Source organism: Christensenella hongkongensis, from assembly GCF_000981035.1.
GTDB classification, from domain to species: Bacteria; Bacillota; Clostridia; order Christensenellales; family Christensenellaceae; genus Christensenella; species Christensenella hongkongensis.
In genome coordinates, this window is record NZ_LAYJ01000014.1 from 1 (window position 1) to 19583 (window position 19583).

Genomic DNA, 19583 nt, shown 5'->3' on the forward strand with positions numbered 1-19583 from the left:
GGGGCATAAGGCGCCGCCCTTCGGAGACGCACCGTACAGTCCAAAAATCAAAACTGTGTACGGTGCGCTGCATCCGCCTTTCAAAGCATGGATGGAACAACGTGGTCACGGCTTCTGAAGCTCCTCATTGCGGAGCCTCATGTCCCCGTCGGCAAGCTGCCGGTAGTTCTTTTGCGCTCTGCACTAACCACAGCAGGCAATATCCTGCAACCGGTTCTTACACGTTCTATGCAGCGACTGTACAGCGCCCGAATATACAACTCTGTTCCCGGCAGGCACAGGGCAGATTGCAGCGAAGGGCTTCAGGAGCCGTGACACTTTGACCGGATTCTTTCATAGATTCGAATAGGCGGAGGCAGAGCGCGTTTTTGTCCTGCATTTACAATGTACGCGCGTCCCTGAGTCGCAAGCTGTCCTGCGCCTGCCCGGGAAAAAGCCAATCACCTAATCCGGCGCGAAATGAAGCAATACGGTGTATACCCCTGAAACGTACCGCGTTCTTTATGCCCGCCGCCACAGACAGATTTCCTATCTCGCCTTCATCCCAAGGTATTTGTTGGTCAGCTCAAGCGCCTTCTCCTGCGAGCCGTTCATGTTGAGCGCCGCGCGGATTGCATCCATATTCTCAGGAATTACAACCGCTTCCTGCGGAATGTTGATCGCAAACATGATGTCCTTGCCAGAGTGCACCACCGTCTCTTCCCATACTGCGATTTCATACATATCCCCGCGTACGTTCCCAAGATCCCTCGCATAGCGGAACAGCGACGCGTTCCCAAGGAAGCCGTCTTCCAGCCTCACTACCCTGATGCGCGGATGCTTTTTGAAGGCTGCCAGCATCTCTTCCTTGCTGATCTCCTTTTTGGGCGTCGCCACAACCGTTATGATGTGGCCGTGTGTGACCGGCGTGTGCACCAGAATGCCTGTTGCGTCCACATGCGGCATGATCGTCATCAGGTCGAGCGCCTGGTGGCTGGGCGCTTTATCCACCTGCAGCGCGTTTGTCAGTCCACGGTGGTAGTCGCCCGGATCCGCCACCCTCCTGATGATTGTGATCGCTACTTTTTCCACGCCCACCAGCTTATCGATGCAGTCTACCGCACGGATCAACCCTGTCGTATTGCACGACGTCAGCTTCAGGTAATCCTTACCTACTCCATTGTCAAAGTTTGCATAGCCATGGAAGAATGCGTCTGCGATCTCGTTCTTCTCGCCGCCCTGGAAGATGGCCTTCACCCCGTGCTTTTCATACAGCGGCTTGTTCTTTGCGCCGATTCCGTTAGGCGCTGCGTCCAGCATGATATCAACCGACTTTACCAGATCCTCGAGCGTACCTGACACAGGGATGCCCAGCTCGTCGAATTTCGCACGGTTTTCATCCGATGCAAGGTACAGGTTATATGGCATTCCCTTTTCATAGAGCGCACGCACCGCAAGCGTTGGCGCTACGTCCGCCACTCCCACAAGCTCCATATCCTCCTGTTTTGCAACTCCGTCAGCCAGCCGCTGGCCGATTACTCCATATCCCGATACTCCTACTCTTACTTTTCCCATTTCTTTTCCCTCCTGATTTTTCTCACTGACCACTAAAAAATTCCTGTTTCCCAGTGTCCAAATTATTTCTATATTTTTAAAACTGCGTTTTGATGAAGCGACTCGACTATATTTTAAAAACCGAAAGAATACTTACTGTATACGAAAAAGGGTTTTATAATTAAAAAACTTCCTCGTTATTTTCGTTTTGTTATAACCAAGCTTTTATTTGCGATTTTTTTTAATTGTTTATTGGTATACCAAGAGTATACTTTCGCTTTTCTCCTTTGTCAACTGTTTCTTGATAAAATATTGTCTTTTACATAAATTCCTTGACTCTTGAAATATTTTGGTATAAACTTTTGGTATACCAAGAAAATACAATTAGTTTTTTTAATATAATTTTACGAAAGAAAGGTTTTATCCATGGCGAAATACCAGACGGATGCAAAAAATGATAACAAACGCGATTATGCGTATAACCGTATCAAGGAAATGATTATCTCCAACGAACTGCCGGGGGGCACTTTTTTGATTGAACGCCAACTGTGCGATAAGCTCGGTTTGAGCCGCACCCCGGTACGAAGCGCTTTGCAGGAGCTGATTAACGATAAGCTTGCAGTCGGCTTCCCCGGCAAAGGCATCATGGTTGCAGAGATCACAGTGAAGGACGTGATTGAGGTATATCAGCTCAGGGAGGTGCTCGACGTGCTTGCACTGAAGCTGTTCCTGCATAAACTGGATAATAAACCTGTGATCGATAAAATGCGCTCCCATGTGCTTTCTATGAAGGAAATGCTTGAAAGCAATAATTTTGAAGACATGACCATGCACGACATGGCATTCCATAGCTGTTACCTGAACAATACCGGAAACAGCCGTTTGCAGGAAATCCTGCGTTCACTGTGGAACCAGATGCAGCGCATCGTGTTTTCTGTGAAATCGATGGAACGGTATCAGGAAACCTATCGGGAGCATCAGCAAATCATGGATGCAATCGATGAAAACGACTTCGAAAAGGCGCAGGAAATGCTTCGCGCCCATATGATTGCATCAAAAGTCTATCATATTGAAAGATTGTCATAAACCCGGAGCGAAATTATAATTGCAGAAATGCCCCTGTCAAAATGGCAGGGGCTTCTTTTCTAAAAGTAATCTGAAAAATAAGGTTTTTCTGACGGGATGAGCATTTCAAGCAAGCTCAATACGTGGTAATCCGCTTTTATCCTGTCGTTATGGTACAGGTATGTCGGCCTCTTATAGCCCATCATCATAGTGGTCAGCGTTCCGATGTCAAGCTCAACCAGAGGCTCTTCCCCATCATAATCCGACTTTTCGCAGCATGCTGACCCTTCGTTCCAGAAAAGATGGAAAACACCGTTATTCCACTCTGCCACCGGATCATGCACCTTGAAGTAAAAGTCCCGTTTTTCATCCGCAACCTGAAAAGGATATTCCTCCAAAAACGGCTTTACATCGACAATCCTTGCCATATAATAAGTTTTGATCGTTTCTTCAATTTCACTGTCTTCAAATTCGAACGCAATAGGCTGTCCGGAATAATTGGCTCCCTCGACCTGATTTACCATGGAAAAATGGGCGCTGATATAGTTCCAAATGCCATATTTCGCCTCCTGTGTCAGATATACGATTTCTTTTATCCGCAAAACCTCGTCCCGGATATAATAAATGACATACCCAAGCGGCTTTTGCTCCGTATTATAATAGACGGCTGCCATGATATCGTCCGACTCCCACCGCCAGTATTCATCCCATTCAAGCTCGCTGCGTATGAGCGCACCGTGGCGCTGCAGCGAAAAATATTTGTAAACGTTCCTGATATCCTCGTCCTCAACAGGGACGCGCTCAATCATTCCACCCGCCGGGCGAATCTTCGGGAGCTGCGTATCCTTAATGGTGAAGGTCATTTTATCAGAGACGATTTCCCATCCCTGCTTCCTGTAGAACGGAATCGAGTAAGGATACAAAAATGAAATCCATTGTTGTTGCTCACGCATATGCTCGAGCCCCATCCTGATCAGGGCATGGATAAGCCCTCTGCCCGTATACTCCGGGTAGGTCGCTACGCCTGTAAGCCCTCCCATCTGGAATATTTTCCCCTGAATGTTGACTTCCATGGGATAGATTACGATCTGCGAGGCAAGATGGTTCTTGTAAAACCAGCCAAGCACATACGCTGCGTCAAAAACAGGTTTCTTTGACTGCATGAGCTCTGTTTCGGACCACCCAATCCGCGCCATATCGCGCGAGGTTACCTGAAAAGCATAACGCAGCAGCGCGTCAAATTCCTCGAAATCGGCTTCATCGAGCCGCCGTGATTGAAAATGTTCTTCGTTCCACATGGAAAACACCTCCCTGTTGCTTGTCCTGTCAAAACGTTTTCCCTTACCTCTTATTATACATAGAATAGATTTACAGGCAACCAAAACCATTTTTAAATATTATGCCGCGAAGCAAAAAAGGCCCGGAGTCAAGCATACCGCTTTTGCCGGGCCTTCCAGACCGCATTGTACCGGCCTGTTGCAGGACATTATTATACGCTGCGTAAAAATTACCTTTCCCTTTTACCGATTGTCTTTTTCCTGTAACAAACGATGATACTTACAAATGCTCCAACCATGGCGAGTACCCACGGCAAAAGCGGCATTTCCGTGTCTCCTGTCGCCGGATTCCCGGAGTTCGGCTGCCCGGTTGGAGCTTCAGGGCCGGCAGGCCGGGTTGGAGCAGGCGTTGGCACGGCGTCCTGCGAAGTCCATTTGGCGTAGAGCGTCATATCCTCCTGCACGGTATCCGTATCGAAATTCCATTCGTTTATCCCCTCCGGTTCCCGGTACCAACCGTCAAAACAGAAGCCCTCCTTTACCGGAGCTTGCGGCGCGGCTATATGGTTTCCTGCCAATATGCCTGCCATTTCACGCACCCCGCTCCCGCCACGGCTGTCAAACCGTACGGTATAATAGGCAATATAGGGCGTATCCTCCGTATAGGCTATGGCATAAGCGGAAAACAGGTTGCTTTCCACAGTCAGCGTTTCATTGGCATCGTCCAAATCCGGCAGTACGGCAACTTCCCCGTCATGCTCCCTGAGCATGACATAAGTCCGGCCGGGGCTGAGCAGATCGGTTGGAATATTCACCACAATACGAACATGGTTCTTGATGGCAGGCACCTTTTCTCCGGGATTTCCATCGATATGCTTCAGGATCGAAATATCAAGGTGCATCCCTTCCAAATAACCGGTCTGTCCTACATCGATGCGTTCTTCTTCCCGTTCAAGCGGATTGATGACCAGTTTGAGAATAATGTGGTTGATCGTGCCCGCTTTCAGTTGTTTCGCCTCCTCCATCGAAATCGCGCTTGCAAGATTATGCAGATTTGGCGAATCGAAATCAGTGTCTGCTTTTCCACCGATCTCCAACTGGATATCGATCAAATCAAGGCCCGCGAGTTGCCCATGTAATTGTTCTAAACTGTCCGGGGATACTTTCTCTTTTTCCTCATCCGGCAGCTGCTCGTAGATAATTTTTGCAGTCAACACATCGTCAGTATGCTTGTCTTCATCCAGTTCCGGCGGGGTTATCCCTTCCACCGCTTTCTCTGCGTCCCGGGCCACCAAAGGTACGAAATATGCCTGTATGGAATGTGGCTGTTTCATTCCGGATAAGGTATATTCCTCCAATGCCCCGATATCCGAACCGTCCAGCAGTACTTTTTCCACTTTATAACCGTCGTCAGGAATAAACTGGAAGGTTTGCTCTGCATTCTCAAAAACGAGCAACGTTCCTTCCGGCGAAATCCTGCCATGTCCGCCGGATACGCCGGCAGTGACCGTAAAGGTATTTGCAATCTTCCATTCGGCCGTTACGCCGTTCTCCTGCCGCTGCAGCCCCAGGCCGTCTTTAAAATAAACAAATTTGGCGTCACCGCTTGCCGCAGCGATATATGTTTGCCCGACGGACGGCGTGCCCTCGATCCTGACGGCAGTGTCCCCTGTCGCCACATTTCCTATGCCCAATTTCTGCCCGGCGTTCATTTGTACGGTGCCGCCGCCTGTATAATTTCCGGAAACAGCTTCATCAAATGAGGAAAGAACCAGTGTACCGCCCCTGTCGACCTGAAGGTCCTTCGTGTTCCACAGCAGCTGGTATGTTCCGGCCTGGTGTGTCAATACCGCCTTGTCACAGACGCGTACCAGATTGATGCGATCATGGTATAAATACCCAACTTTAGCATTTGTCTGCGTAATTCCGTCCCCTATGTAAACGTCAATGCCGTCTGAAAGGGACGCGGTATTATTTTGCTGGATGTATCCCAGCGTGGTATCGCCCGTGATTCTGACCTGCGCATTTTTGGCGCTTGCGTTGCTGTTCCCGGCCGGATAAAAGCCGCCCGTTACGGTTACGTCATCCAGGCAGATATCAATCTCCTCGGCATACTGGTATCTCGTGGCTGTTTTATAATATCCCGCACCATAAATATCCTTCACAGTTGAATCTGTAACGGCAATCTCCGTTTTGCCACCGGTCTCGACATGGCCGCTTCCCGCTCCCCAGCCTCCGCCGAGCAGATATGCGTTTCCAAGGTTGCTCCGCGTCACCTCGACTGAAACAGGTCCTGACACACGGGCACTGGCTGTCGCGTCGTCCGCCGCCCAACCACCACCAAAAGCCCAACCCGCATACTCCTGATCGTCTATGAAAACAAGGTGCGCCGCGCCTACATCGGTATTCGCTCCGGCTGTGGCGGCATTTCCCCCGCCATAGATATATTTGGCGAATTTATCCTTCATATTCCGCAGTTCCAGCGTCGCAGTACCTGTTACCTGCGCCTTTGCCGCAGCATTGGAATATCCTCCCGCATACAGATCCTGACTGGGGATAACGCCGTCAAACACAAGCGTTGCATCCCCGTAAACCGTGACGTCCGCATTTGCGGCATAAGCACGTCCTGCTCCGGTTACAAAGCCGTTGAAAGAGGCCGTTTCGCCACCGTTTCCCAGGAACACTGTCTCTACTTTTTTATTGTTCCCCGCGCTTCCGACGCTCGCTCTGGCATCAACATTCGTCCTGCCCGCCGGTGTAAAATAAGCGCAGGAAAATCCTCCGCCCAACGTATTTGTGATGCTCCCATCTACGGATACGTCGCTGCCTGCTCCTTCCGCTTCGCCGCCGCCCACAAATTGACCGGAAATCGTACCGTTACTTCCAACTGTTGTTAATACATTTCCTTTTACCGTTGCATCGGCATCCACAGCCGTGGTAAGTCCTGCCGCAAATAACCATCTCCCAAAAGAAAAGCGATCCCCGACCACATTAACGACCGTTCCTCCAATAGAGGCGTCGCCATTTGATCCGTCCGCTGTGCCTCCTCCTATGTAATTGCCGGATATGGTACAATCGTCGCCAATGGCAGTGGATACATCGCCCCCGACTGCTACGGAAGTGTCCGTTTTTTTATTGAGTCCTGCCCCATAAAACCACCCTTCGCAGAAAAAATCGTTTCCGACGGTGGAACTAATATTGCCTTTTACATCTGTATGGCTCCCTGCCGGTACATAACTCGTATAGCTGGAATAGGGCAATCCCCCCGCAATAAAATTGCCATCCGATACACCGATCTTACGGCATGAAGCCTGATCTCCTATTGTGATATTTACAGCCCCGACATCGGCGCTTGCTGCGCGGTGGATATTACAATTAATGGTGCCGCCGCCTACGACGCCGCCCACCGTGGCATTATCTCCTACTTCTATATTCGTGCTGCCCTTTACGTCGCAGCTGCCCCCGCCCACGCTGGAACCGCCGCCTACAACAGCATTGTTCAGCGTCACCCCAGGTGCGATTTTTATGGTTACGTCGCCGTTTACATTTGCCCGGCAGATATCCATACCCTCAGCCGGGGAAGGATTTGCATAAAGCCTTCCATCGGTATCTCCGCCGCCCGCAATGCAGCGGTCTGTGTTTCCGTTTTTGGTATTGTTCGAAACATTGCCATTTACTTTGATTACAACCGCACCCGCGTCCGCAATCGCAGAGGATTCCGCAACCGCGCTTGTGGAATTTGCGCCTATGGTGGCATATCCCGCCCCAATCACAAAATCTCCGTCGTACCGGTCCGGATCCTGAGCGATATCTGAATCAATCGTAATACGGCAAGTGCCCTCTACATTCGCTTTGGAGGTAGTCCCGCTGTAATCATTCCCCGCATGGAAATTATATGCGTATCCGCCGCCGTACATTTTTTTCTGTATGGCACCGCCTGGCTGAATGTGGATATTGGTATCTCCGCCTACATTTGCCGTCGATCCGTTATACGCGCATCCTCCTCCGGCCATAAATATGACCGTGCCGTAAATATCAATATTTGTATTTCCGATGACGTTCGCGCTTTTACCCGAGCCTTCCGCATCCCCGCCACCATAAACCGAAAAAGTAGTTCCATTGCTATAAGCGGCATGGGTGGAATGGACTACGATATTCGTGTCTCCGTCCACATCCCCATTCCGTCCGCCGCCATAAATAACCGTCCTGTTATATCCTCCGGTCGCCCCATCGTAGGTGATGCTGGTGCTTCCCGTAGTACGGTCCTTTGCACCGCCATAAATAGTACCGCCTACGCTGATAGCGCCTTCCACTGAAAACGGTATTCCATTCGCGTAAATATTGGCTTCCACTCCAAGTTCAACAAAAAGAATGACCGGCGCTTCTTTTGTGGCGTCTTCTTTTTCGGTTGTAATCGTAAACGAGGTGATCCCTTTATTCGTGGGTACGTCGATATAGGTAATCGGATCGCCATATACTTTGATATTAACTTTCATCGCAGCCGGATTTACAACCAGCCTGACATCTCCCGCAGGCTTATCCTCGCTGAAATCTATGAGCGCCGCATCGATTGCAGCCTGTATCCCTGTGCTGCTTACGTTTGCGCCTTCCACCATAATAACCGTATTGCCATCTGTATCCGTCCGCATATTTTCATTCCCGGACTGCGCGATCCGCACCTGGGCATATGGAATATCCGATTGTGCAAGCGACGCATCCAGTACATACAGCGAAGTGTCCCAAACGGGATTGAAGGTATAAACGTCAAAATTGGTACCTGTGTAATCGTCTGTGCATACCCACTTAACCGGAATTTCCACAGTATCCGTTTTTCCATTAAGATGAGCTTGCAACGAGTCCGGCAGGCCAATTTCTTCCTGCGGCACCTTCCCACCCACCTCAATTTCATTGGGAACTGCGCCGCCTTCATTATAATACCAGATAAATCCAGTAATATTTTGGGGAGAGATAATCCCTTTCTTTCCTGCCGGGCAGTCCTTGTCATGCTCCACAGCACCGCATTCTCCCGAAATCGTACATTCCACATCCGTTTCATTGGGAATTGCCTCCCCGGCCGCCAGCGCTGTTCCCGCGCCAGACCATATCGAAAACAACATCCCTACGCTGGCAACGAATGCCAGCAACCGTCTTCCTCGCCACCCTTTCATGGTCAACCTCCCTAACCCCAGTTGGTAAAATCACTTTACAAAGCATAAAAGACTCCCGGATAGAAAATTTCTCCTGGAGTCTTCTCTTCCAACTACGTCTATTTTTAAAGTAATTATACCACAGAGCGCGAGGCTAAACAATAATATTCGCAAAATTTCGAATTAAAACAGCAGTTTATATTGGCTTTACAAAGCGATTTTCTGTGCTGTTCTGGAGTTCGTATCCATTGTTTAGAGCCCGTACGTATCCTTGTACAGGCACAGCACAATAAAAGTGTCGCCAAAATCCTTTATTTTACCCTACTCCTTCCGCAAAACAGTTTGTGCCGGTTCGTTCCTAAATCATTCATAGCTTTATTTGGATCGGTTATCGGCCGGCAAAAACCTGCCGTATGCCAAAAATACCCGGCAAATAAATTTGCCGGGTATTTTATCGTTTTTTTATGCCTGCGCCATTCGCAGCTTTTCCGGTATAATTTTCCTGCGCCAGTCCTGTAATACCGCCACGCATTCGTCTACCGCGTCGATATGCTGTACCTTTTCCTCCAGCATACACATACCGCTTTTGTCCCTGTTCATGATCATTGGCACCTTTGTCTCAAATTCCGTCCTGATTCCATTCCTGCGCAGAAGGTCGTATCCTGCCTCGCTAATCATCTTTGCAAACACATATTTCGGTTTCAGGCTCACCACAAACGTTGCAGCCGCTTTTCCAATCACTTTATCAAAAATGGCGATTCCGCTGCGATGCAGCTCTTCCCGCTCGAAATATTCCATTAATGGAAAGATTCCCTTGCCCTGTCCAAGATACAGGATTTCCTTTTGATAAGCCACGACACACGCTGCTTTATCCTGCAAAATAATTCTTTTCGCTTCTTCCCGAATCCACCGATCCATGCTGCTTACCTCGCTTCCGTACCTGAATATTGACAATTTCGTTGTTTTGAGTTTACAGCGATTTTACATAACGCAGGTTATGCGAAATGTTTGATAAACCGCCTGCATATGCAATTTGTACCAAAAGATTGTAGCCAGGCTTTTGACAAGTCACCATAAATGGTCATACCATTATACTAATATACCAAGCACTGCCTGTCAAGGTTAAATTTTGATCAACAAAAAGCGGACGTTATAAACGTCCATTTTTTACAGGCAGCTTAGCACATTCTTTTTTATAACTCCATTGCAATTTCATACGCTTCATGAATTACGCTCATCAGGTTGCCGGGCTGTTTTGCGTCGCCTGCCAGATGCGTCTCCCAGCCTCTTGCTTTCAATTCGTCATAAAGCCCTGTATCCGGCAAATATCCGATAGCGCTTACTACGATATCCGCCGCGGCAGTTTTCCGCTTTCCGTTTACGATGTAATTTACTTGCTTCTCTGCGATCTGTTCGACAGACGATGAGGTTCTGACAGATACGTGATAAAAATGCAAAAGGTCTCTGAGCATATTGGAATTTGCCCTGCACAGGCCGTCCACCTGTAAAATATCCTCCGCCATTTCCAAAATCGTTACATTTTTTCCCTGTCGTGCCGCATCGTAGGCAATTTCACAGCCAGTCAGTCCCCCTCCGATCACCACGACGTTTTTTTCGCTGTAGGTTCCTTTTTCCAGCAGCTCGACCGCGTCCGTCAAACGTCCGCTCCCGGGAATACGCAGCTTTTTCTTTTGCGCGCCCGCACATACGATCACGGCATCCGGCCTTTCGCTTTCCACCACGTCCGGCGTTACTTCCATGCTTAGCAGGACACGTACGTTAAGGCGGTCAAGTTCGTTTACATACCAAGCGATCAATTCCTTATCTGCTGCCTTGAACGCAGGCATGGCAGCCGCAACAAATACGCCTCCCAGCCTTTCGCTCTTTTCCATCAGGCAGACGCGGTGTCCGCGCAGCGCCGCAGTACGCGCCGCCTCCATTCCTCCTATCCCGCCGCCGGCAACAAGAACGTTCTTCGCTTGCCCGGCTTCCGGTATTTGCCCTTCACCCTCGCACCCGATCCGTGGGTTAAGCGCGCAGGTAAGCGGCCTTCCAAGAAAGGTCTGCATACATCCGCTCTGGCAGGCGATACATGGGCGTATCGACCGTGTTTCCCCGCGCCTCACCTTGTTTGGCCACTGCGCATCGGCAAGCAATGCGCGCCCTATCGCCACCGCGTCAATTTTCCCTTCCGCCACCGCCTGGGCGGCCAGCTTCGGATCATTCATTTTACCCGCACAGAACACGGGGATCGAGACAACCTCCTTGATTTTCTCTGCCTCTTTCATGTTACAAAGCATCGGCATATAAACCGGCGGATGTGCCCAATACCATGCGTCATAGCTTCCGTTATCCATATTAAGCGCGTCGTAGCCCATCGTTTCCAGCATCCGGGCAACCACGGCGCATTCTTCGATTCCCCTTCCAAACTCCTGATATGTTTCTCCCGGCAGGGCTCCCTTGTTATAGCCTTTCATTTTACTTTCGCCGCTCAGGCGTATGATCACCGGGAAATCGCTTCCGCAGCGTTTTTTTACCGCTTTCAAAATCTCCTGCGGAAAGCGCAGCCGGTTTTCAAGGCTGCTGCCGTATTCATCCTCCCGATGGTTGATGGACGCGATTGCAAACTGATCCAGCAAATATCCCTCGTGCAGCGCATGCACTTCAATCCCGTCAAAGCCGGCTTCTTTAAGCATTTGTGCCGCATCCGCAAAGCCGTCCACAATTCTTTTGATTCTCTCCTTGCCGAGTGCACGATGCTTTAAAGAAGGCTCCCATACATTTGGCACACCGTCTGAAGGTGCCAGCGCATTTCGTTCAAGAAAGGGCCCGTTCCCTTTCAGGTCACCTTCCCGCACCACCAGGTTCCGTCCCACGCCCGCGCTCAACTGGCAAAAAATCTTTGCGCCGCAATCATGGATTTCCTTTGTCATTTTCCCTGCCTGAGGAACGAACGCATCGCGCACATCCGCAAACATTCGTCCGTTAAAGTCCTCGACAAGGCACGAACCCGTTATGATCAGCCCCACGCCGCCCTTTGCTCTTTCTTTCAGGATATTGGCATACCGCTGCGCAAACTGCATATTTTCGTCTACAAACGGCATAACGTCCATCGGGCATTGTACGATCCTGTTTTTGACGGTAATGCTTCCAACTGAAAACGGCTGGAATAAAGAACTGTACCCACTCATCTTTTTCCCTTTCCGCAATTTTTGCGTGCACAAAAGCAGGCGGCAGACATCCGCCGCCTCCTGTTTGCCATCATTAAATTGTTTCTAAATTAATACTCTTTTGGTTTTGCAGTCGATTTTCTGACGACCAGATGCGGCTCCAGCACGACCTGCCTCGGTTCCATTTTGGGATCGGCAATCTTATCCACCAGCATATTGCAGGCTTCCTCTCCCATTTTGTAGTTATCAAAATCCACCGTTGTGAGCGGCGGCATAAAATGCTTTGCTACCCAGATATTATTGAACCCGACGATCGACAAATCCTCCGGTACGCTCACGCCCATCTCATTCGCCCCGGAGACCGCGCCCATTGCAATGAGGTCGTTTGCAGCAAAAATAGCGGTCGGCCGGTCGCCCTTCATTGCGAGAAGCTTTTTGACCGCCTGCTCGCCGCCGTCGAAGGAAAACGAGGTCTCGATCACATAATCAAGGTTCAGCTCGATTCCGCGCATATGCAGGGCTGTGCGGTATCCCTGCAGCCTGCCGCTTGCCGTATCGGTGTAGAGCGGGCCTGCGATATGCGCGATCTTCTCATGCCCAAGCTCCACAAGGTGCTTCATCGCCAGCAGCGCGCCGTTGAGGTTATCAAGCCCCACATAAAGCGTATTTTCGTCGCCGCTGTTACGGTTGACGAGCACATAAGGGGTTTTCAGCTCCTCGATCAGCCGGATCGCCTTGATGTCCATGTGCGCGGAGAGGTAAAGTATCCCGTCGACTTTTTTGTTGACGAGCATCTGGATCAGCTTTTTTTCATTCTCCCACACTTCATCCGTATTGATGAGCAGCAGGCACATATCCCGCGCGAGCGCCGCGTCCTGCGCGCCTTTTATGATGTTGATAAAAAAGGGGTTGCCAATATCCGGCACGAGCATTCCAAGCGTTTTTGTCGATTTTGTCCGCAGGCTCTGTGCAAACGGATTGGGCAGGTAGGAAAGCTCGTCCGCAGCTTTAAAGATGCGCGCGCGTGTTTCCTCCTTTACCGACAAAGTCGGATCGTTGTTGATAACCCTTGATACAAGAGCCGGAGTAACTCCGGCCCTTTTTGCAACATCCTTGATCGTTACGCTCATAAAATCCTCTGTTCCTGATAAATTCACTTCTTTTATCTGTATATTATAAATGATAGTCTGCACAAACTTATAAGTCAAGTGCACATTCCATGGCAAATCGCGCGACCGCTCTGTTTTTAACTGATAACCTTTTTGCGTGTCGCAACATCCATCCATACGGCAAGCAGCAGCACAAGCCCCTTTACCACATATTGGAATGTGTTATCAAGGTTCATCAGCGACATCCCGTTATCGATGGCGGTCATGATGAGCGCGCCGATCACCGCCCCAAATACGCTGCCTTCGCCGCCCATCGTGCTCGTGCCTCCGATCACCGCGGCAGCGATCGCGTCAAGCTCCATATTCTGTCCGGCAGCAGCGGTGCCCGCGTTGATTCTTGCAGTATACACGATGCCGCTTGCCGCGCACATCGTCCCCATCACTACAAATAGCAGGAATAAACGCTTTTTTATGTTGATACCCGACAGCCGCGCCGCCTCCCGGTTCCCGCCAATCGCGTAAATTTGCCGTCCAAATGCCGTATTGTTCGAAATAAACGAGAACAGCACCGCAAGGATGATAAGCAGTAAAAACGCATAGGAAAGTCCAAGATTCAGCGACAGGATCGCCATAATGCCAATCACCACAATGCTGACGATTACGATTTTTGCAATCAGCATCCCTTTTGGCGCAACGCCCAGGTGATAACGTTTCCTGGAATTCTCCTGGCGTATCTGCATCACAGCAAATATTACGCAGATCACAACCCCGATAATGATTGCCGTATCGTTGAAGCCCGAGCCCTCCGCGCTGAAAATCGGCGGGATATAGCCTTGCCCGATTGCCTTGAACTCATCCGTCATCGGCGCAATCGTCATGCCCCGTGTGATGCCGTATACGATGCCACGGAAAATGAGGCTGCCCGCAAGCGTAACGATAAAGGACGGCACCTTGCGAAACGCAACCCAAAAGCCCTGCCAGCAGCCGATTCCAACGCCAACTGCAACCGTCACAAGAATGGTCGGTATAATCGACCAGCCCATGTTGACCATCAGCGTCGCGGCAACCGCGCCTGTAAGGCCTACGCACGAGCCGATCGAGAGGTCTATTTCGCCGGCTACCAGCACCAACGATACTGAAATTGCCACAATACCGATTGCGGAAGCCTGCAGGAACAGGTTTGAAATATTCCTTGAGGTAAGGAATGTCCCTCCTGTGAGGATCGCAAATACGATTGCGATAGCCACAAGAATCAGTACCATTGTATATTGTCTTGCATTTTTTGAAAGTTCTGTTTTGATTGTTGATGTTTTCATCCTACCATTCCCCCTGTGGCATAATACATGATCCTCTCCTGATCCACTTCGCAGTTGTTGAGCTCTGCAACGAGCTCGCCCTCGCACATCACCAGGATACGGTCGCTCATTCCAAGGATTTCCGGCAGCTCGGAGGAAATCATAACAACGCCCACGCCATCCTGCACAAGCCGGTTGATGATTTTATATATTTCATACTTTGCGCCTACGTCGATTCCCCTTGTCGGTTCGTCCAGAATGAGTATTTTGGGCTCTGTAAGCATCCACTTTCCAAGCACCACCTTTTGTTGGTTCCCACCCGAAAGGTTTCCTACGATCTGCTCGCTGGACGGTGTTTTGATCTTCATCTCCCGGATCATCTTATCTGTGGATACTATTTTTTCCACATTATTGATCACACCGCCCTTTGATATTTTCTCAAGACTGGCGATGGTCATATTATCCTGGATATCCATTTTGAGGTTAAGGCCATAACGCTTCCGGTCCTCCGATACGTAAGAAATACCGTTTTTGATCGCCTGCTTCGGTTCCCTGATCTGTACTTTTTTCCCTTCAATGGCGATTTCCCCTTCGGTGTAGCCGTTATAGCATCCAAACAGGCTGAGGGCAAGCTCTGTCCTGCCCGCGCCCATAAGTCCCGCGATTCCAAGCACCTCGCCCTTTTTGATGGTAAAGCTTGCGTTTTTTACAAGCTTTCGTTCCGGCACCTCAGGATCTGTGACCGACCAGTTTTTGATTTCGGCGATCACCTCGCCCGTCTTGAATTTTTCCTTGGGATACCGCTCTGTGATCTCGCGGCCCACCATACGCGTAATGATTTTATCTTCCGTAAATTCAGAGATATCCCCTTCGTCCACAACCTGTCCGTCTCGAATTACGACCACCCGGTCCGCGCATTCAAAAACTTCATTCAGCTTGTGTGTAATAAAAATACACGCAACGCCCTTATCCCGAAGCTGCTTGATAATTCCCAGCAGATTTTCCGATTCCTTTTCGTTGAGTGCCGCCGTAGGCTCGTCAAGAATCAGTACCCTGGAATTTTTTGAGATCGCTTTTGCAATCTCCACAAGCTGCTGCTGACCGATGCCAAGCTGTACCACCGGCGTTAACGGTTCAACATCCAGATTTACCTCCTTTAAGTAAAACTGCGTTTTTTTGATGCTTTCGTTCCAGTCGATCGCACCGAATTTATTCCTGATCTCATTTCCCAGATAGATATTTTCCGTTACATTCATCAGCTTGCACAGTGCAAGCTCCTGATAGATAATCTGAATCCCGGCATCTTCGCTTTCCTTGATATTCGCAAACTTTTTTTCTTCTCCCTCAAGATAAAACCTGCCTTCGTAGCTTCCATGCGGATATACCCCGCTGAGTATTTTCATCAGGGTGGATTTCCCCGCGCCATTCTCCCCGACGATAGCCAGTATTTCACCTTTTTTCACCTTGAAGCTTACGTCTGTGAGCGCCTTAACCCCCGGAAAAGTTTTGGAAATCGCATCCAGTTCCAACATATATTCCTGTTTCATTTGTACTTCCTCTTTCGCTGCTATTTTACGGGGCACGGTATTTCACCGCGCCCCGCGCCAGTACAGTATTTTTATTCTGCGAGTTCAGGGAAATACCCGGAATCAATCAGCTCCGCCTGAATGTTGTCCTTTGTGATTACCGTCATCGGTACGAGGAACGCCGGTACATCCTTCGTCTCATTATTCCTCACCTCGTCCGTCGAAGGCGTTTCGCCCTTCAAAATCTGGTCTGCAACCTCAACGGCTTTGCCCGCTACGTCATATTTATTTTTGAGTATCGTCATAGTCTGCGTCCCTTCAAGGATGCGTTTTGCTGCTGCCAGCTCGCAATCGCCGCCGGTTACGAGAACCTGGCCCTGCAGGTTCTGTGCGGTAAGCGCTTCGATCGCGCCGCCTGCCGTACCGTCGTTTGTGCACAGCACTGCCTGGACGTCGTTCTGGTTTTGTGTCAAAGCATTCTCCGTGTGGTTAACGGCCTCCTCCGGCGACCATCCCTTGCAAAACTGATCCGCAACAATCTTGATCTTTCCGGAATCGATTTTCGTTTGCAGCGCCGCTACTGCCGTATCGCGGTAAAGCTGTGCGTTTGTATCGAGGGAATCTCCCGTCAGTACGATCATATTGCCTTCGTCCAGATTTTCATCCACATATTCGCCGATTAAAGTCCCTACCGCTTCATTGTCCTCCGACACATAGTAATCGAGGTCTCCGCCCACCATCCGCACGTAAGAAATAACAGGTACGCCCTGCGCATGTGCGTCGTCAACGATCTGTGCCGACGACTTTTTATCCACCGGGCACACAATCAACAGCTCTGCACCGTTTGCAAGCATATTTTTGCATTGCTGTATCTGCGTATTGGAATCGTCGTTTGCCACCTGTTTGCCAACCACATCGTAGCCAAGATCCTTAAGCCCCTGTTCGATCAGGTCGGCCTCCTCCACAAACCGGTTGACAGTGCTTGTGGGGATTGCGATCCCTACTTTTTTCCCTCCGCCGGAGCCGCCCGACGCAGCTGTCTGCGATGCCTCGCCTCCGTCGCCCTGTGCCGCCGGGGCAGAACAGCCTGCTGCCATTGCAACTACCAGAAGAATCACCACTATGATCGAAACATATTTTACAAACCTACTCCTACCATTCTTTTTCATTACCGATCTCCTTACCATCGTTTATTTTATTTGCCGCATCGGCGGCAAATAGAGGTCTCTTTTCCAAAACTTCCCATTGTGTGTTAATCTCTGCGCGCTTTTGCTTATTCGTTTGTCAGAATGACTTTGATCGCGCGGTTTTTGGGTTCCCTTGTGAACTCGAACGCTTCCACCGCCTCTGTGAGCGGGAAGGTGTGCGTCATCAGTGGCCTCAGGTCCAGCTTCGTCCTCGACAGAAACTGGATGCACCTTTCCCATACTCCCGGTGAACCGTTGCTGCCAATCGCCGTAATACCCTTTACCTGGAACTTTCCAAGCGCTACCGGGATGTCTTCCCTGAAGTTGATGCCGATGAAGACCACGCGCCCCGCATTGCGCGCAACCTCCAGTGTCTGTGCCATTGCCCCTGCGTTCCCCGAGCATTCCACCACAAGGTCCGCCCCAAGTCCCCGCGAGTGCTTCCTGACCTCTGCCGCCACATCCTGCGACGTTGGATCGATCACAAGGTCTGCTCCCATTTTCCTGCCGATCTCACGTTTGTAATCGAGCGGCTCCACCAGAATCACGAGCGCTCCCATCGCATGCAGCGCCGCCACCGCGCAGTTTCCTACCGAGCCTCCGCCGTACACCACCGCTACGTCCGCCGCGTCCACTCCGCCTGCCTCATAAATGCCCTTGTAGGCGATGCTGAACGTCTCCACCATCGCTCCCGTCATATTGTCGATGTTTTCCGGCAGCACATGCAGCCAGTCGCCGTTCGCCTTGAAGTATTCCGCATCCGCCCCGTCCTGCGTGAAACCGAAATGGTTCGCGTCCGGGCAGAACCCAGCCTTGATCTGGCATACCGGGCATACCCCGCAGCCGATATTGCACTCGCCTACCACCCGGTCTCCAATCTTTACGTTCTTCACATTCTCCCCTGTCTTCACGACCTGCGCCGCAAACTCATGCCCCGGCGTAACGGGATACGTAAAGGGGATGATGTACTGGCCGCTGATCAGGTCGTAATCCGAGTGGCAGATGCCGCTTGCCAGCATCTTCATCAGCACTTCGTCCGGGCCAATCTCCGGCACCTCTATGTCCTGCATTCCGTACTTATCTTTTTCCGTGATCACAAACGCTTTCATTTTTCAACCCTCCCTTTTGATTTTTTCCTCAATACTTCCAGCAGGCGACAGGCTCCTCGCACGGGAACTTCGTGATCACACGGCATCCGTCCTTTGTCACCACGATCTGCTCCTCGAGGCGCGCTGCTTCCCCGTCTTCTCCATAATATGTCTCCACTGCAAAGTGCATGTTCTCCTCGATTACCTCCGGATATTCCATCGAGCACTGGTGCCCGATCACCGGCTTTGACCAGTGCGCAATCCCTACTCCGTGCCCCAGCTCCAGCGCCATCGTCTCGTACTCGTCCTTTGCTCCAAGCTCCCTGTACGTCGGCCACAGCTTACAAATCTCGTCCGTCGTCACTCCCGGTTTGATCGCACGGATCGCATCGTACATCCAGTCGTATGTCTTCTTGTATATCCTCTTCTGCTTCTCCGTCGGATAACCGCAGCAGAACGTCCGGTAATAGCATGTCTTGTATCCGTTGAAGTCGTTTACCACATCGAGGAACACCATGTCTCCCGGGCGGATGATCCGGTCTGAGAAGTCATGCGGGTGCGGGAACGCACGGTCCCCTGAGATCACATTCACGTTGTGCACGTTCTCCGCTCCCATTTCCACCAGCCGTCCGCGCATCACCGCGCATACCTCGTTCTCACGCACTCCCGGCTTGATCGCTTCCACAACGTCGTAATATGCTCCGTCCACCATTGCCGCCGAGATCTCCAACAGCTGGATTTCCTCGTGTGTCTTGATCTTCTGCGCCTCCTGCATCGTTGCCTGCCCGTCACGCACGTCCATTCCAAACTTCACCAGCGCCTGCATCATCGACACTGTCAGGAGGTCGATCCCGATCGGCGCTTCGTGAAGGTTCCACTCTTTGAGGATTTCGTACACCTCCCCGATCACCTTCTCATTCGACTTCAACAGCGGCGTCATGCTCCCGCGCATATCGTTTTTGCTCGGACGGATGTCCTTGATCCACGGGCACAGCATTTTCTTCGTCCCGATTGCGCTGCCGATCTCAAACAGGATCGGATCGTGCCCTTCGGCAAGAAGCGTGTAACGGTTCAGCTTGTTGTTCACCCACTCTCCAAGCTTGGTGCTCGTCACATACCTCACGTTATCCGGATCGAACAACAGCACCGCTCCAAGCCCGTCCTTTTTCATCTGCTCCCGCGTTTT

Annotated in this window: 12 protein-coding genes; 1 reads left to right on the plus strand and 11 read right to left on the minus strand. The window is 50.6% G+C overall.

Translation table 11 applies throughout. From position 1 onward, the window contains the following. Nucleotides 1-528: 528 nt before the first annotated feature. Nucleotides 529-1554 (minus strand): type II glyceraldehyde-3-phosphate dehydrogenase, encoded by a 1026-nt coding sequence (locus CHK_RS00330; protein WP_046441880.1) that lies wholly within the window; start codon nucleotides 1552-1554, stop codon nucleotides 529-531. Nucleotides 1555-1959: 405 nt separating this feature from the next. Here CHK_RS00330 and CHK_RS00335 point away from each other — a divergent pair, with 405 nt between their 5' ends. Beyond that, complete coding sequence (locus CHK_RS00335) at nucleotides 1960-2619, plus strand: GntR family transcriptional regulator (RefSeq protein WP_046441883.1); 660 nt, start codon at nucleotides 1960-1962, stop codon at nucleotides 2617-2619. A 59-nt stretch (nucleotides 2620-2678) separates the two neighbouring features. On the opposite strand, the gene CHK_RS00340 is transcribed toward CHK_RS00335, so the two are convergent. The 10 genes from CHK_RS00340 to CHK_RS00385 all read right to left on the minus strand — a co-directional run. After that, nucleotides 2679-3896 carry a GNAT family N-acetyltransferase gene (locus CHK_RS00340; RefSeq protein ID WP_046441885.1) on the minus strand — a complete coding sequence of 406 codons (1218 nt, stop codon included), beginning with the start codon at nucleotides 3894-3896 and terminating at the stop codon, nucleotides 2679-2681. A gap of 209 nt (nucleotides 3897-4105) precedes the next feature. Next, the gene (locus CHK_RS00345) at nucleotides 4106-9043 is read right to left on the minus strand and encodes an InlB B-repeat-containing protein (protein ID WP_082103315.1); all 4938 of its coding nucleotides are present in this window, start codon (nucleotides 9041-9043) and stop codon (nucleotides 4106-4108) included. Nucleotides 9044-9484: 441 nt separating this feature from the next. After that, nucleotides 9485-9940, minus strand: a complete 456-nt coding sequence (locus CHK_RS15400; protein WP_052740064.1) for a DUF1893 domain-containing protein — start codon at nucleotides 9938-9940, stop codon at nucleotides 9485-9487. Nucleotides 9941-10215: 275 nt separating this feature from the next. After that, nucleotides 10216-12213 (minus strand): FAD-dependent oxidoreductase, encoded by a 1998-nt coding sequence (locus CHK_RS00355; protein WP_046441894.1) that lies wholly within the window; start codon nucleotides 12211-12213, stop codon nucleotides 10216-10218. 89 nt (nucleotides 12214-12302) lie between these two features. Further along, entirely contained in the window at nucleotides 12303-13322 is a 1020-nt protein-coding gene (locus CHK_RS00360) for a LacI family DNA-binding transcriptional regulator (RefSeq protein WP_046441896.1), read from the minus strand. 116 nt (nucleotides 13323-13438) lie between these two features. After that, the gene (locus tag CHK_RS00365) at nucleotides 13439-14617 is read right to left on the minus strand and encodes a sugar ABC transporter permease (RefSeq protein WP_046441889.1); all 1179 of its coding nucleotides are present in this window, start codon (nucleotides 14615-14617) and stop codon (nucleotides 13439-13441) included. After that, nucleotides 14614-16143, minus strand: coding sequence for a xylose ABC transporter ATP-binding protein (locus CHK_RS00370; RefSeq protein ID WP_046441890.1), 1530 nt, complete (start codon nucleotides 16141-16143; stop codon nucleotides 14614-14616). The genes CHK_RS00365 and CHK_RS00370 overlap by 4 nt, the downstream gene beginning before the upstream one ends. A gap of 71 nt (nucleotides 16144-16214) precedes the next feature. Next, entirely contained in the window at nucleotides 16215-17291 is a 1077-nt protein-coding gene (locus CHK_RS00375; RefSeq protein WP_052740071.1) for a sugar ABC transporter substrate-binding protein, read from the minus strand. Between the two features lie 104 nt (nucleotides 17292-17395). Then, entirely contained in the window at nucleotides 17396-18418 is a 1023-nt protein-coding gene (locus tag CHK_RS00380) for a zinc-dependent alcohol dehydrogenase (RefSeq protein WP_046441892.1), read from the minus strand. 28 nt (nucleotides 18419-18446) lie between these two features. Then, on the minus strand, nucleotides 18447-19583 hold a 1137-nt coding region (locus CHK_RS00385; protein WP_046441899.1), incomplete at its 5' end, for a M24 family metallopeptidase.

Coding starts and splice junctions, on each gene's coding strand:
- CHK_RS00330 (WP_046441880.1), bottom strand. CDS start 1,554: ATGGGAAAAGTAAGAGTAGGAGTATCGGGATATGGAGTAATCGGCCAG.
- CHK_RS00335 (WP_046441883.1), top strand. CDS start 1,960: ATGGCGAAATACCAGACGGATGCAAAAAATGATAACAAACGCGATTAT.
- CHK_RS00340 (WP_046441885.1), bottom strand. CDS start 3,896: ATGTGGAACGAAGAACATTTTCAATCACGGCGGCTCGATGAAGCCGAT.
- CHK_RS00345 (WP_082103315.1), bottom strand. CDS start 9,043: ATGAAAGGGTGGCGAGGAAGACGGTTGCTGGCATTCGTTGCCAGCGTA.
- CHK_RS15400 (WP_052740064.1), bottom strand. CDS start 9,940: ATGGATCGGTGGATTCGGGAAGAAGCGAAAAGAATTATTTTGCAGGAT.
- CHK_RS00355 (WP_046441894.1), bottom strand. CDS start 12,213: ATGAGTGGGTACAGTTCTTTATTCCAGCCGTTTTCAGTTGGAAGCATT.
- CHK_RS00360 (WP_046441896.1), bottom strand. CDS start 13,322: ATGAGCGTAACGATCAAGGATGTTGCAAAAAGGGCCGGAGTTACTCCG.
- CHK_RS00365 (WP_046441889.1), bottom strand. CDS start 14,617: ATGAAAACATCAACAATCAAAACAGAACTTTCAAAAAATGCAAGACAA.
- CHK_RS00370 (WP_046441890.1), bottom strand. CDS start 16,143: ATGAAACAGGAATATATGTTGGAACTGGATGCGATTTCCAAAACTTTT.
- CHK_RS00375 (WP_052740071.1), bottom strand. CDS start 17,291: ATGAAAAAGAATGGTAGGAGTAGGTTTGTAAAATATGTTTCGATCATA.
- CHK_RS00380 (WP_046441892.1), bottom strand. CDS start 18,418: ATGAAAGCGTTTGTGATCACGGAAAAAGATAAGTACGGAATGCAGGAC.